This is a genomic window from Nitrospinaceae bacterium (genome assembly GCA_018669005.1).
In the GTDB taxonomy this organism is placed as follows: Bacteria; UBA8248; UBA8248; order UBA8248; family UBA8248; genus UBA8248.
Genome location: JABJAL010000010.1, coordinates 24,009 through 36,891, shown reverse-complemented (window position 1 = coordinate 36,891; position 12,883 = coordinate 24,009). Strand labels below are relative to the sequence as shown.

The window sequence follows — 12,883 nt, the reverse complement described above, 5'->3', positions numbered from 1 at the left end:
GATCGAAGCCATGCGCGCCGGCGCCTTCGACACGGTACAGATTATGTACTCACTCGCCGAGCGCTCCTGCACCGAGGCACTACTCCCCCTGGCCCAAGAGATGAACATCGGGGTTATTGTCCTGCGTGCGATTCTCGGCCTCCTGGCGAATCGAATACCACTGGGCCCGAACGCTCCGCCACTGAAAGATGAAGGACCTAAGAAACTTCTCGCGGCTGACGAGCGAGGCGAGTTCGATTTCATGAAGCCCCTGGGCGCCGCCACCCCAGGCCAGGCGCTACTTAAATATATCCTCGCCCACCCGGCCGTCTCGACCATCATCCCGGCAACGGGCAAGGTAGAGCGCATCGCCGAGAACGCGGCTGCCTCGGGCGGCGCGGCCCTGCCCCCAGAGGCCCTCCGAAAACTTGAGGCGCTGCTGGATTGAACACGGCTAAATTTAAAACCACCTGTCCTTTTGAATCTTTACCGGATATCCTTGGCACTTCGAACCGCCACTTTTTTAGGCTGGATACCGGTATGCGCCGCAGATTGACATTGTTATTTCTGGCTTTTTTCACATTCGTTATCGCGTTCACGGCCCCGGTGCGCCCGGCGGAGGCTACCCCGGCGGCTCAGAGGGCAAAACCAGCCATTTCGCTCTCTGAAAGCGAGCGAGAATGGCTCCGCGAGCACCCGATCCTCAAGCTCGCGCCTGACCCGGATTTTCCACCCATCGAGTACCTGGACGGGTCCGGCGTCTACCGCGGGATCGCCGCCGACTATGTCACCCGGCTTGAAAAAATCCTCGGGGTGCGCTTCACCATCGTGCCCCTCAAGACCTGGCCCGAGGTGCTCAAGCGGGCAAAGAGCCGCGAGATTGACCTGTTCGGCGCGGCGACATTCTCGCCTCAGCGCGCGGCGTACATGCGCTTCACCCGGCCCCACATCGAGTTGCCGGGCGTGATCATCACGCGCAAGGAAACCGGGGGCGCGATCGGCCTCGATAATATCCTGGACATGCGGGTGGCCATCGTCGAGGGCTACATCTGGCAGGACCTGCTCAAAAACAAATACCCGAGCTTCAAGCCGCACCTCGTCCCAAACATCAGCGCGGGCCTCAAAGCCGTCTCCTTTGGCCGGGTCGATGTGTTCATCAACGATCCGGCGACCTCGACTTTTTATATCGAAAAGGAGGGCATCACGAACCTTCGGGTGGCCGGCGAAACAGGCATGTTCACTCGCCTCGCCATCGCTGTCAGGAAGGACTGGCCCGAGCTCCGGGACATACTCGACAAGGGGCTGGCTGCCATCGGCCCCGATGAGAAACGCGAAATCTTGAGAAAATGGGTGAACCTCGGGACCGAGCCCTGGCAAATCTCGACCGAGCATATGGTGCAGATGGCTATGATTACCGTCTTCTTCGTCATCCTCGCGATCCTCTTCTGGAATCGCACGCTCCACCGGCGGGTCGAGATAAGAACCCGTGAGCTCCTCGAAGCGAAGGATGAGGAAGAGCGAAGCCGGCAGGTCTTCGACCGCGTTTTCTACGACAATGTCATTCCCATGATCATGGCCGCCCCGGACCAAACCATCACCCGGTGGAACCCGGCGGCCCAGGCGCTTTACGGCTACGCCGAGGACGAAGTCGTGGGCAGGAACGTTCATCTACTGATACTCGATGACAACAAGGATGAAATGGACTTCGGACTGGACATCCGCCAAAAGAACGCCCCCGGTTCCATGCAAACCGTCCATCTCAAAAAAGACGGCACGAGCGTCCCGGTCGAGATCACCCTCTCGCCCATCCACGGCCCCGAGGGAGAGATCATCGCCGTCGCCGGCATCCACAAGGACCTCACCGAGAGCCTTCGGGTGGACCGCATGAAAAGCGAATTCATCTCCACCGTGAGCCATGAGCTCCGCACCCCGCTCACCTCGATCACCGGGGCGCTGGGGCTGCTCAAAAGCGGGGTATTGGGCCCGATGCCGGAGGAGACGGCTCACATGGTCACGATCGCCCACGGCAACAGCGAGCGCCTTGTGCGCCTCATCAACGATATCCTCGATATGGATAAAATCGAGTCGGGCAAAATGGACTTTAAGATGGGGCGGGTCGAACTCTCCGGGCTCATCGAGCGCTCGCTCGAGGAAACGCGCGCCTACGGCGAGCAGTACGGCGTAAGCTTTGACTTTCAAAAAATAACCGTCGGCGCCTGGGTGCGCGGCGACGCCGACCGGTTGCTCCAGGTGCTCGTCAACCTCATCTCGAACGGGGCCAAATTCTCGCCCGAGGGCGGCCGGGTCGAGGTCGCGCTCTCGGAAAATGAAAGCGGCTACCGCGTCGAGATCGCGGACCACGGCCCCGGGGTGCCCGAGGAATTCCAGGACAAAATTTTCGAGAAATTCACCCAGGCCGACGCCACCGACCACCGCCAGAAGGGGGGCACAGGTTTGGGCCTTTCCATTTGCAAGGCCATCATCGAGCAACATGGGGGCCAAATCGGCTTCGGCCCCACCCCCGGCGGCGGCGCCACCTTCCACTTCACCCTCGGCGGCTATGAAGATACCGAAGTCGAGACCATTGATAGGCGGTAAGGCTTTACTCCCTACCACCACCCGACCCCATTCACTGCTTCCCCTAAACTCTTTTTAGGCAAGTTGGGCGATGATGAACAGCTAGCCTGTAATGGTGGAGGCTGCCGGGGCGCAGCGTTGCTCATCCGAGAAATCGCCGTAGCCAGAAGCGGCCATTTGAGGCTAAAATACCTCCCCCAGAGAACTAAAAGGGTAGTGGCAAAATTCTATGTAGTGGCAATGGAGCGTGATGCATGGCCGATATGACGAATTATCTAGAGCGGGCCCTCACCCATGTTGAATCCCTGCCCCCGCTCTCCAATGTCTTCCATAAAATCTTAGAACTAACCGAGGGAGATGATTACTCACGGGACGATCTGATTCGTTGCGTGTCGCTCGATCAGGCCATCGCTGCCAAGGTCCTTCAGACCATTAATTCAGCCTACTTCGGAATGGGCCAGCGTGTTACGAGCCTGGAGGTCGCAGTGGGCCTTCTGGGAGACAAACAGGTGCGCGACCTTGCCATTATGTGCACTACATCCGGGCTTATGGGGGTTCCCATTCGTGGGTACGGGATTCAGGCCAATCAATTTTGGCTTCATTCCATTACGACGGCGTTCGGGGCGCGTTTAATCGCCGACAGGTGCAGCTCATGGCACCGGGAAGAGGCCTTCGCCGCAGGTCTCCTCCACGACATCGGCAAAGTAGTGCTCGACCGAATTGTCGAGGAGCCGGACAAAGAGACCCTTCAAAAGATCGCAGAGGAGATACTTCCCGAGCACCATACGAAAGAGATGGACCTCTATGGATTCGACCATTGTGCGATCGGATTTTTTCTGGCGAGGAAATGGAATTTTTCCAAGGAGCTGACCGAATCCATCGCATTCCACCATTACTCGGATCTAGATGTAGACCACAAGGAGATGGTCCAGGTTATAAGCTTTGCGGACATGCTCTCTCATCTGATTCTGGCGAATGAACCCGAGCCCGATTTTGCCGCACTGTTTAAAAACGAGGAGAACATTCCCTTCGGTCTCTCGCTTCAGGATATCAACGATATATACATCCAATTACAGGCAGAAGTGAGTGACTCAGAAAAATTCCTGGGGATAAATCAGTAGTCGTTTAGAGTGCGTGATTTTTAAAGTTGCATTTAAAGTAAAAAGCTTTTCCGAGCCTTCAGAAAACGGCTCCAGCCCATTTCAATGATATGGAAACAAGACCTTGGCCGATATATTAATCGTCGCGCAGGAAGAGATTTTGTGCGATTTGCTTGAACTCACCTTAACCCAGCTGGGTCACAGCGTGGAAATAACGGATAGCGGGCATGAGGCATTTAACCGCATCCGCAACGCGATGTTCGACGCATTGATTATTGACAATTCCATGTCCGATATGACGATGCTGGATTTTTTAAAAACCCCCAGGGGGGGAGGGAGCACCCGCGCAAAGGTCATGGCACTCAGCGATGAGTGGACGCCGGAGATGATAGTTGATTGCAGAAAAGCCGGGGCAAGCGATTTATTATCGAAACCGTTTAATCTCCCCGATCTCCTGATTCGAATCGAAAAACTCTTCGAAACCAGATAACCACCCTTGAGAGCCCTTTCGGCTCGTTATTTACAACCTTTATGCAAAATATTTCTTTCAATCCTAGCTTGATTCCAACCGATTAATTTAAAGCGCTACCCCCAACCTCGCTAACAGCCTCCCCAAACGCTTTTTCGGCCAATTGGGTGACTTCCTCTAAAAGCTTGTGGTGGCGCGCATTTCATCTTCAAACTTTTCGAGAATGGCTTCCTTGGCGGTGTCGAGGGCCTTGTTGGACTGGAGGCGAAGGCGCTCGCCCGAGAATGTAATTCAGTTTCGCAACCAGCGCGGCACCGCTGAGCAGCGGGCCAAGATGAGACCGCAAACAGGAGAAGCATATCCGCCAAGTGCCAAAAATCGTGAAAATACATCGAAATCGGATTATCGTCTGGGACTGGAGGGGCCGTCCGAGCCAGAGACAGTCGCCTGAAGAGAAAATCCGACGTAGAATAGTGTTAAGTTGGAATTTCCCTACTCAAGGAACCGCCTGAGATTTTTTTTTTGAAAACACCCACAAACGGTGACCATCAAGCATACGCTTTTTCGATATTTCAGGAGATGAAGCCATGTTCACAGCCTGCCTAACATACTGTAGAGGCCTGAAACTTCTACAGGCCCTTGCTGCGGTGGCCCTAATCTTTGGCGCAGCATCTGTTTTTTCCGGCGGTCAAGTTCTCTTCGGCCCCGAGAAAATGCGCCTCGCCGCGGGCAATTACGTCCCCGCCGTGGTTTGGTTTAATTTTTTCGCCGGATTCGCTTACATGGTAGCTGCGATCGGACTTTTCCGACACGCCGAGTGGGGCGCACACCTCGCATTGGCGATCGCGGTGGCCACGGTGATGACGTTTGCGGCTTTGGCTGTTTATATCTTCACCGGTGGCGCCTTTGAAGCCAGAACCATAGGCGCCATGACATTGCGCACGGGTTTGTGGGGCGTCATCGCGTGCGTGGCCCGACAGGGCATCTTGCGGAAAAAATGATGCGAGATTAACCGGGGGTATTCGCCAAAGTTGGTCCCTGACCCCACAACCATTAAGCTCGAACGCTACCCCCCCACCTCGCTAACAACCTCCTCAAACGCTTTTTCGGCCAGTTGGGCGACTTCCTCTAAAAGCTTGGGGTGGGCGCGCATCTCCTCCTCCAGTTTTTCGAGGATGGCCTCCTTGGCGGTGTCGAGGGCCTTGTTGTACTGGAGTCGAAGGCGCTCGCCCGAGATACGGGCGTTCTCTAAGCGCGCAATCATTTGCGCCAGCTTGTCGGGCGGCATTTTTTTCATCACCTCAGGGGGTATGTCGGCGGCGGCCTCGACGGCGCGGGCAAGGAGCATTCGCCGGGCGAGGGCGGCGGCTTTCTCGCCCGGGTCGGCGCCCTCGTAATAGCCATCGTGCTCAAGCATCTTGTCCACGAGAAGTTCCAAGGATTTCATTTTGTCGGCAGCGGCAAAGAGGCGCTGGTTATGCTTGCACATGGCGGTGCGGCCGATGGTCTTGCCGGTAAAATCCTCGAAGGCCGCGCAGGCTTCATCGAGAGTGCCCCCCGATAATAGAATCGGGTTCACCACTTCCTCGGCCCCGTAGCGGGCGATCTTACGGCGCGGGCCGGTGGTCGGCTGTTCCATCACAGCTCTCCTATCAAAATATCGGACTCGGCGGGAAGCGCCCCCTCAAGGAGCCCCCGGCCCTTGCGAGTGAGGTGGGCCTCGTAGTCGGTAAGAAGGCGACCCACGGCGCCGGGTGTGGATTTGCGCACAAGCCCGCGCGCAGCCAGTTCGTCCACAACCTCTTCAAGAGAGTCGCGCCCCAGGGGAAGGCCCCTGTCGTGATGGCCGGCTTCCCTCAGCGCGGCCCAGAGCATGAGGCTGCCGATTCGGGTTCTCGCTGAGAAGGCGTCCTGGTAGTAGAGAATTTTTAAAATATCGCCCCTTAGTACGGGGCCGGCAAGCTCTTTCAAAACAATCGCCTCCTCGGTCGTCGTTCAAAGAAAACGGGTGGCTGCATCATTCCTCCCCTGCCCCGCCCCGCAGGGCGGCAATGCCCTCGTTGGCGCGGCGAAGCTCTGAGAAAACCTCGGCGAACGAGGTGCGAATGGCTTCAAGCTCGCGAGTAATGTCGTCCCTCCGGGCAAATCGCAGGTGCATCTCGTCGATGCGACCCTCGGCGCGAAGCGCCCTGGCGCGATGTTCATTCTCAGCGGCCTCGAACTCGCGGCGAAGCTGGGCGCCCACCTGCTCGACCCTGCCTCTGAGCTCGGTATGAATAATCCGGCCCAGCACCCCAACCAGAGTGAGGGCGAGCGCGAGGGCCCCCCATAGAGCGGTGGCGCTAAATGCCGGTGTCCATCCTGAAAACATATTTCTCTCCTTTCGCTAAAAAATCCGATCAGCTCCAGACACCCAATGGGGGGGGGCATTCAGCGAGGCAGCCTGGCAAGAGAGAGGGATACCTCCTCGCGCACGAGAGAATGTAGACGATCATTGCGGGATCCCACTTACAGGAAATGCGTAGTAAATGGAGAGGGCCTTGCCTGCCTATATCTGCTATTCTTTCAATCTCTTAAGGGAGAGAGCGCGATGAAAAAAGGGATGTTTGTCGTAATCGGGGCAGGTGGCCTCGGGCTATTTGGGACGGCTGCAGCCCACGCCCACGGCTCCGAGGAAATCGAGATATTCGCCTACCTGCTTGAGGAGGAAGGCTTCTTCCGTATAGTGGCGGGCCTGGTCGGTGTGGTCTTTGCTCTACTCGGCCTCTACATCACCTGGAACGGAAACAGCGTCTGGGGCGAGATGATCAAATCCGGCGAGACACACGGCACCTCCAGGACAAAGATGATAGCTCCCGGCTTGGTTTTCGTTGGCATCAGCGCAGCCATTATTTTCGCGGCAATCTTTATCCTGCCCAACAAGGTAGACGTAGGCGGTCATCACCCCGATATTGAGGTTAAAATACCGGAGAAAAAATAATGCGTGCACCGAGCATTTCACATTTAACAAATAAGAGAGAAACCATGGATATTCATTTTGATAAAACATTCGAGAACAGGCGTCACGCCCTTTTTTTGTTCGCCGTTTTTTTTATCTGCCTTTTCATCACCTCAAAGGCGGTAGCGCAAACACCAATCGCATCGAAAAATGAAGTTTACCTCAAAGCGTTTTACACACTGGATGAACCAAGGTTTCACTGTGTCGATATTCCGGGGCACCGAAAACGCGTTAGGGTTGAAGCCACCCTTTCGGTTCACACCTGCAAGGAGGGGATATGGAATCTCGACGAGCGCTTCGACCGGGGAGCATTGTCGAAAGGATTGCTTAAAATGTCTCATTACGGGCTCTGTGTCGCAGCAGACACCGCCGTCGATGGCGCAAAGCTTCGCCTCCAAAAATGCGACGGCGCCCCCCTGCAATCATGGCGCTATGATAATTATCGCCTGCGCCTCGATAAACATCCTGATAAATGCCTGACCATCGGACCTGAGCCCTCTCGGCTCACACCGGGCGGGCGAAGGCTCCCTTCCCGGCATATGGCGCGCTCGCTGTCCCTCTCGGCATGTTCTGATGAAGCGTTTTCAAGGCAGCTGTGGCGTTTCGAGTCACCCATGAGGCGAAGCGGCTCGGTAATGCCATTTAAATGAGGATTTGAATTTCCTAAATGGTCGGCGTCACTTTTTTCCAACAAAAGCCTTTCTCCAATCTACGAATTCAACGTCCAAAATTTCCTTAAAACAATAATTGACATTTTCAATATTAGACATATGATTAACACACAACAAAATTGAGAGTGCCCCCACACTCCCCTGTCTTCGAAAGGAGCACGCCTATGTTATTCGTCACGAACAGAGCGATAAACGAAGAAAAAAACGGTAACCCGAATCGAAACATCTCCTTTTATCTCGACAACACTGAATCCGAGCAATCCGTTTATTACTCTCGCCGGGATGGAGAGGGCAGATATACAGAAATCGGAAGCGCCAATTTCCATCAAGAACTCCGTGATTCATCTTACAAGCAGATTCTTTTGTACATCCACGGATTTTCCAATCTACCCGAACCCCACATTTTCCCTCGCGCTGCCAAGCTACAGGAGCTTTTCGACGCCAAGGAGGCGAACGGCGTACAAGTCGTTCCCATGATCTGGCCGTGCGACAACGACGCGAGCATTCTCGGAGATTACTGGGACGATCAAAAAGCGGCCGACGCGAGCGCGTTCGCTTTTGCGAGAGTGCTGGAGAAATTCATGGCGTGGCGAGCCGATTCGGAACCCTGCATCAAGCGGATCAACCTGATTGCGCATTCAATGGGAAACAGGGTGCTGAGGCAAACCCTCGCGGCCTGGCGCAAATATGATCGCCCCGGCGGGTTGCCCCTGATTTTTCGAAATACGTTTTTGATGGCCGCCGACATCGTCAACGAGTCCCTCGAACGGGGAAAAGCCGGCGAAGGAATCTGTCACGCATCGAGGAATGTGCTTGTCTACTATGCCTCCGACGACCTCGCTCTACGGGCTAGCAAGGCATCGAACCTCAAGAACAAGGTCGCATCGAGGAGGTTGGGACATTCGGGTCCAGAGGACATGTCTACGGTTCCGGGTAATGTCTACGCCATCGATTGCGACAACTTCAATACGAGATACGACACACCCACCGGGCATTCTTATTTTCTTGACAATGATGCAGGCGAATCAGGCGTGGTTTTTAATCACATGTTGGAGGCTATCCAGTCCGGCCGCGTTCCCACCGGAGACGATTTCAAGGAAAGGCAGATTATTTTGACTTAATGGGATGTACGCTCGCCAACTATTATGTCGGAAGATTTCCGAGGATGCGCCTCTAATACCCGTCGCGTTTCAATCGGTCCCGGTTCCACTCGGGATCGATCTCATTGTCCTTTGTCATGATTGCCATGTCGCAGAAAAACTCGATGCGGTTTCCAAATGGATCGAGGAAAAAAAACGCCCGATTTTCACCGGGGTTGCCGTTTCCCTCAGGGTGAGTCGGGCTGAATACGACAGGATCGCCACCCTCTTGATGGGGCGGTACCAACTGAACGCCCTCGAATGCCAATAACCGCTCGCGCCAGGCTAAAAGAGTTTTTCTGTCCGCGACCTCAAAGGCAATATGGGGGAAAGTGATGGTGGTCTTATTTCCCTCGTCCTTAGTGGGCTGGCCTTCCGGCCACACCTCAACCCCGATAGTGTGGTGGAGGGCATCGCTCCTGAAAAACGAAATTCCAAAGGGCAGGTTCGTCACATCGGGCCCGACACTCTCAACAAAGATAAAACCGAGAGTGTCCTGGAAGAAGGCTATATTTTCTTCAAGCCGCCCGCCTCGCATGCCGACATGCTGCAACCTGAGCGGGCCGGGAGGAGAAGGCATGGTATCGCCCTAGTACTCGAACACTGTCGGCCCGTCGACTTTCTCAGTCAGCGCCGAGGCAGCGGCGCGAGCGGCACCGAGGCGCCAACCGCGTTCAGCCTCGAGAGTTTGAGAAGGGTCGCCAAAGGGGTGGTGAAAATGCCCGGCGCGATTGTTGACAATGCGGTTGGCCCCGATATCGCGCGCCACACTAGGCAGGCAGGTGACGACGACGGTGGGAATGCCTTCCCGCTCAAGCGCTCTTGCCAGCGCAGCCCCGCTGCGCGTTCCGGTGCCTCACGTGGCGGGGAGAACAGCTCCCTCGACTCCGGCCGTTTTGAGTTTGGCAGCCCAAGCGCGGCCAATGTCGTCCATGTCAGCAAAAGCGCCGCCGTTTCCGCAGGTGCTAAGAAAATCATTATGGAGCTCACCAATTTCACCCGCACCCTCCATTTGACGGAAGGCATCGACGGCGAGCATGCGGTCTGGCTCATCGTTGACGAACAGGGTGTTGAAACCGCCGTGGATGGAGATAAAGGTGCCCCCCGGAAGGGCGTCTTTGCCCTCGAAAGAGTATGTGGCCCAGGCATCGTTCCTCGCTCCGGCAAAACGATCCGGGTTGCCGGGTGGGACCATGCCGCCCTCTGATACGATGGCGATGCGGGCTTTTTTAAGATCGGCAATAGGCTCAGGGGGGGTGACATCATCAAGAATGGGAACTTCGAGTTCAGTCTCATAGGGCTCGCCCTTGATTTTCTTTAAAAGCAAATCTACGGCGCGCCTTGAGGTCGGCAGCTCGGCGAATTCATTGTAGCGAATACCTCTCGGGAAGTAGCCTTCATCGGCGGCATTGCCGAGGACCGCGCCCCTCGCGAGCTTAAGTCCGATGCGGACTGCAGCCTCAAGAGCCTCTTCCATCCCGGCGGCGGACTCGGCGGCGGGGGCAGTGTAAACGCTGGCTCCGGCGGCAGAAAAACCCGGATTCTCAGGGTGCATGGCGGTGATGGCGGAAATTTTCGCCTCAAGCGCAGCGCGACAAACAGCGGCACAGGCAAGCCCGAAGCGCCCGGCATTGAAAGCGGGTCCGGCGAGGATGAGATCGGGAGAAAATTCCTTAATCAACGAGATGGCCTCGGCGGCACAAGCCTCCTCATTTTCGGCAAACAGACCATCGCCCGCGAAAACGGTGCCGACAACTTCGGCATCCGCACCCAGAATTTTATTTAGCAGAAGACCCGGACCCACGGGACCCGCCTGTGCGGATACGGGGTGGTCGCTTTTCTCCTCGCCACCTACGCCGGCAAAGAACTGGTTAAGGTAGTGAACGACCCGAAGTTTACCGCTCATGGCCTGCTCTCCCTATATGGATTCATTTCAAAAAAATAAATTTTAGCGTGCCGGACAAACATCCGCCTGGTCAAATACCAGGTTGGGTGAGCACCCGGCGGGGTGAACACCCAGATGGGGTGAATATCTCGATCATAGCGCCACGGGGAGAGTGAATTTGGTGGCGTCACACATCGACTACGAATCTCCCCGCATTTGCTGTCGTTGCTACGCATTTGCTGTCGTTTTGCGGCATTTGCTGTAGTTGCCTCATGATTCCCGGCAACGCTGCGAGCTCAATAAGCCTTGCCCACCATGTTGTTCAAGTCCATCGCCCACTCGTTGGCGTAGTAGTCGCTGTCGGCCATGGTAAATGCCTCGCGGGCGTTCCGATTCTTGCCGCCATAGAGTTTGACGACCTCTGAGCCGATGACCCGCTCCATGGCAGGGGCCTCGATGCGATCGCCCAGCATACCTTTGGAAATTATGGCGTCGGCCTCGGGCACATGGTAGACAAGCGGATACTCGCCCGAACCGGGCCTGCCCACTTCGTAAATAATCGGGACGGCGCTCACCCCCATCTGCTCGAGCGCCTGGACGGTGAGCCAGTAGTCCATCGAGGAGTTGCCGCCGCCCTCAAACGCAAGGGCCGCACCATCTGCCTTAAGAAGAGTGGCGAGCTTGGCCACATAGTGCGCCGAGCGCTCCTTGAGCGCCTGGTTGTCGTGATGGCCGCGCGTAATGATCATCCCCACAAAATTGAGGTCCACACCATGCCGGCGGTAGAGCTCGTATATGAGCGGCATGTTGCAGTGAATGTAAGTCGGTACCTTCTGCCCCGTCTTGTAATTCGCCCCCACCACCGCACCGTCTAGCATTTCGTTCGGATGGATGAGCGTGGGAACAGAATCCCCCAGATTCTTGCCATACATGAAGGTCTGAACCATAGACGCTTGGTGCATGACTTGATCAACGAAAACGACTCTGGGAAGGGCGGGATCGACATCCCCGAGTTCAAAAGTCTCAACACTAACGGGCTCAAGCTCCGCTGTGCATTCAGCCAGTCGAGATGCCACTTTCAAGGTCGCCAAGCGTACCGCATCATCATGCGCTTCGTTCGAAATGTCTTCTAGAGGCTCAAAGCGGGCGACAAGATTCGCCGTCTCAGAATTCGTACAATACCTCTCGCCGGGGCCAGACATATCGATAATACCTTCGCGGTAGGTCATGATTCCACTCATGGGACCCAAAAAATAGGTGGAGCTGATCACACACATCCCGCCCAACTTGTGGGTGCGGCCATCGCCCGCAGTTATCGCCGAGCCAAGAAATCCGGGGAACGCGCCCGAGCGACCTTTTACCTTGTAAAGAGGCTCAACCGCATCAAGAACATTCGTGATCCGTACCGAATCGCCAGGCATGGCAGCATGAAAACTGACATCTTTAATAGTGCCATCTTTGAGTACCAGCTCACGTAGTTCATTGGCGTCCACGGTGAGCGTTCTGCCTTGGTATTCAAAGCGCTTTCCAACAACAACTTCAGAAACGGGAAAAATACCCATCTCCAATCGCATGGACATAATTACCCCTTCTAACCTACCGTGCGTAAATCGGCGAGATCGTTCTCTATCTGCGGCAAATCGAGCACCATTTCCATCATGAGTAGCTTATCGGCATAAATATCCTCGGGAACCTGAGAGCGCACCTGCTCCTCGAGGATGTGAAATACGGGGAGTCCCAACGAGACTCCCGCCAAAGGCCCAGCCCAACTGGGGTCCCCGGTAGTTAGCGTTTCGACCGCGAGTCGAAGGCCTTCACCGGGCATCCCCAAAACCACCATCAAATTTTCCGTTCCAACATCATCTGCAATCGATTTGATAGCGGCCTGGTTTTCCAGGTCCATGGCGCCTGCGGATGTTCAGACGAAACATTCCGTCTTCTGAAATACAATCTCCGCACCCGCCGCCTCAAGACACTCGGCAATCAGCGGACCGGGAACGCCGTCCCGCTCGCCAAGTGCAATCACCTTTTTGCCTTTAAACATGAACATCCTCCCTCTTGATCA

Annotated in this window: 16 protein-coding genes; 9 read left to right on the top strand and 7 right to left on the bottom strand. The window is 55.7% G+C overall.

Annotated features, from left to right (window positions below; genetic code table 11):
* From HOJ95_00940 to HOJ95_00915, 6 genes are all read left to right on the top strand, one after another.
* Positions 1–427, top strand: a 427-nt coding sequence (locus HOJ95_00940) for a hypothetical protein (GenBank protein ID MBT6393245.1), incomplete at its 5' end; no start/stop codon positions are given.
* Positions 428–519: 92 nt separating this feature from the next.
* Positions 520–2,577, top strand: coding sequence for a transporter substrate-binding domain-containing protein (locus HOJ95_00935; GenBank protein ID MBT6393244.1), 2,058 nt, complete (start codon positions 520–522; stop codon positions 2,575–2,577).
* A gap of 233 nt (positions 2,578–2,810) precedes the next feature.
* Positions 2,811–3,677 (top strand): HDOD domain-containing protein, encoded by an 867-nt coding sequence (locus HOJ95_00930; protein ID MBT6393243.1) that lies wholly within the window; start codon positions 2,811–2,813, stop codon positions 3,675–3,677.
* Positions 3,678–3,780: 103 nt separating this feature from the next.
* A complete protein-coding gene (locus HOJ95_00925; GenBank protein ID MBT6393242.1) occupies positions 3,781–4,146 on the top strand; it encodes a response regulator in 366 nt (121 codons plus the stop codon).
* A gap of 232 nt (positions 4,147–4,378) precedes the next feature.
* Positions 4,379–4,576 (top strand): hypothetical protein, encoded by a 198-nt coding sequence (locus HOJ95_00920; GenBank protein ID MBT6393241.1) that lies wholly within the window; start codon positions 4,379–4,381, stop codon positions 4,574–4,576.
* A 136-nt stretch (positions 4,577–4,712) separates the two neighbouring features.
* Complete coding sequence (locus HOJ95_00915; GenBank protein ID MBT6393240.1) at positions 4,713–5,126, top strand: hypothetical protein; 414 nt, start codon at positions 4,713–4,715, stop codon at positions 5,124–5,126.
* Positions 5,127–5,191: 65 nt separating this feature from the next.
* On the opposite strand, the gene HOJ95_00910 is transcribed toward HOJ95_00915, so the two are convergent.
* The 3 genes from HOJ95_00910 to HOJ95_00900 are packed head-to-tail and all read right to left on the bottom strand — an operon-like array spanning position 5,192 to position 6,496.
* Positions 5,192–5,764: a hypothetical protein gene (locus HOJ95_00910; GenBank protein MBT6393239.1), complete on the bottom strand. Its 573-nt coding sequence runs from the start codon at positions 5,762–5,764 to the stop codon at positions 5,192–5,194.
* Positions 5,764–6,096 (bottom strand): hypothetical protein, encoded by a 333-nt coding sequence (locus tag HOJ95_00905; GenBank protein ID MBT6393238.1) that lies wholly within the window; start codon positions 6,094–6,096, stop codon positions 5,764–5,766. The genes HOJ95_00910 and HOJ95_00905 overlap by 1 nt, the downstream gene beginning before the upstream one ends.
* 46 nt (positions 6,097–6,142) lie before the next feature.
* Positions 6,143–6,496 carry a hypothetical protein gene (locus HOJ95_00900; protein ID MBT6393237.1) on the bottom strand — a complete coding sequence of 118 codons (354 nt, stop codon included), beginning with the start codon at positions 6,494–6,496 and terminating at the stop codon, positions 6,143–6,145.
* Positions 6,497–6,715: 219 nt separating this feature from the next.
* Here HOJ95_00900 and HOJ95_00895 point away from each other — a divergent pair, with 219 nt between their 5' ends.
* The 3 genes from HOJ95_00895 (at position 6,716) to HOJ95_00885 (ending at position 8,915) form a co-directional block, all read left to right on the top strand.
* Positions 6,716–7,105 (top strand): hypothetical protein, encoded by a 390-nt coding sequence (locus HOJ95_00895; protein MBT6393236.1) that lies wholly within the window; start codon positions 6,716–6,718, stop codon positions 7,103–7,105.
* Positions 7,106–7,149: 44 nt separating this feature from the next.
* Complete coding sequence (locus tag HOJ95_00890) at positions 7,150–7,773, top strand: RICIN domain-containing protein (protein MBT6393235.1); 624 nt, start codon at positions 7,150–7,152, stop codon at positions 7,771–7,773.
* A 185-nt stretch (positions 7,774–7,958) separates the two neighbouring features.
* Positions 7,959–8,915: an alpha/beta hydrolase gene (locus HOJ95_00885; GenBank protein ID MBT6393234.1), complete on the top strand. Its 957-nt coding sequence runs from the start codon at positions 7,959–7,961 to the stop codon at positions 8,913–8,915.
* A gap of 52 nt (positions 8,916–8,967) precedes the next feature.
* Here HOJ95_00885 and HOJ95_00880 read toward each other — a convergent pair whose 3' ends face one another.
* The 4 genes from HOJ95_00880 to HOJ95_00865 all read right to left on the bottom strand — a co-directional run bounded on the left by HOJ95_00880 (position 8,968) and on the right by HOJ95_00865 (position 12,868).
* A complete protein-coding gene (locus HOJ95_00880) occupies positions 8,968–9,513 on the bottom strand; it encodes a VOC family protein (protein ID MBT6393233.1) in 546 nt (181 codons plus the stop codon).
* A 276-nt stretch (positions 9,514–9,789) separates the two neighbouring features.
* Positions 9,790–10,839: a glycine/betaine/sarcosine/D-proline family reductase selenoprotein B gene (locus HOJ95_00875; GenBank protein MBT6393232.1), complete on the bottom strand. Its 1,050-nt coding sequence runs from the start codon at positions 10,837–10,839 to the stop codon at positions 9,790–9,792.
* A gap of 275 nt (positions 10,840–11,114) precedes the next feature.
* The gene (locus HOJ95_00870; GenBank protein ID MBT6393231.1) at positions 11,115–12,398 is read right to left on the bottom strand and encodes a beta-aspartyl-peptidase; all 1,284 of its coding nucleotides are present in this window, start codon (positions 12,396–12,398) and stop codon (positions 11,115–11,117) included.
* Positions 12,399–12,409: 11 nt separating this feature from the next.
* Complete coding sequence (locus HOJ95_00865) at positions 12,410–12,868, bottom strand: glycine/sarcosine/betaine reductase complex selenoprotein A (protein ID MBT6393230.1); 459 nt, start codon at positions 12,866–12,868, stop codon at positions 12,410–12,412.
* Positions 12,869–12,883 lie beyond the last annotated feature (15 nt).

Bases quoted from the DNA above. Each gene is read 5' to 3' on its own strand.
- HOJ95_00880 (MBT6393233.1), bottom strand. From the start codon at position 9,513: ATGCCTTCTCCTCCCGGCCCGCTCAGGTTGCAGCATGTCGGCATGCGA.
- HOJ95_00935 (MBT6393244.1), top strand. From the start codon at position 520: ATGCGCCGCAGATTGACATTGTTATTTCTGGCTTTTTTCACATTCGTT.
- HOJ95_00885 (MBT6393234.1), top strand. From the start codon at position 7,959: ATGTTATTCGTCACGAACAGAGCGATAAACGAAGAAAAAAACGGTAAC.
- HOJ95_00875 (MBT6393232.1), bottom strand. From the start codon at position 10,839: ATGAGCGGTAAACTTCGGGTCGTTCACTACCTTAACCAGTTCTTTGCC.
- HOJ95_00870 (MBT6393231.1), bottom strand. From the start codon at position 12,398: ATGTCCATGCGATTGGAGATGGGTATTTTTCCCGTTTCTGAAGTTGTT.
- HOJ95_00910 (MBT6393239.1), bottom strand. From the start codon at position 5,764: ATGGAACAGCCGACCACCGGCCCGCGCCGTAAGATCGCCCGCTACGGG.
- HOJ95_00900 (MBT6393237.1), bottom strand. From the start codon at position 6,496: ATGTTTTCAGGATGGACACCGGCATTTAGCGCCACCGCTCTATGGGGG.
- HOJ95_00915 (MBT6393240.1), top strand. From the start codon at position 4,713: ATGTTCACAGCCTGCCTAACATACTGTAGAGGCCTGAAACTTCTACAG.
- HOJ95_00895 (MBT6393236.1), top strand. From the start codon at position 6,716: ATGAAAAAAGGGATGTTTGTCGTAATCGGGGCAGGTGGCCTCGGGCTA.
- HOJ95_00890 (MBT6393235.1), top strand. From the start codon at position 7,150: ATGGATATTCATTTTGATAAAACATTCGAGAACAGGCGTCACGCCCTT.
- HOJ95_00930 (MBT6393243.1), top strand. From the start codon at position 2,811: ATGGCCGATATGACGAATTATCTAGAGCGGGCCCTCACCCATGTTGAA.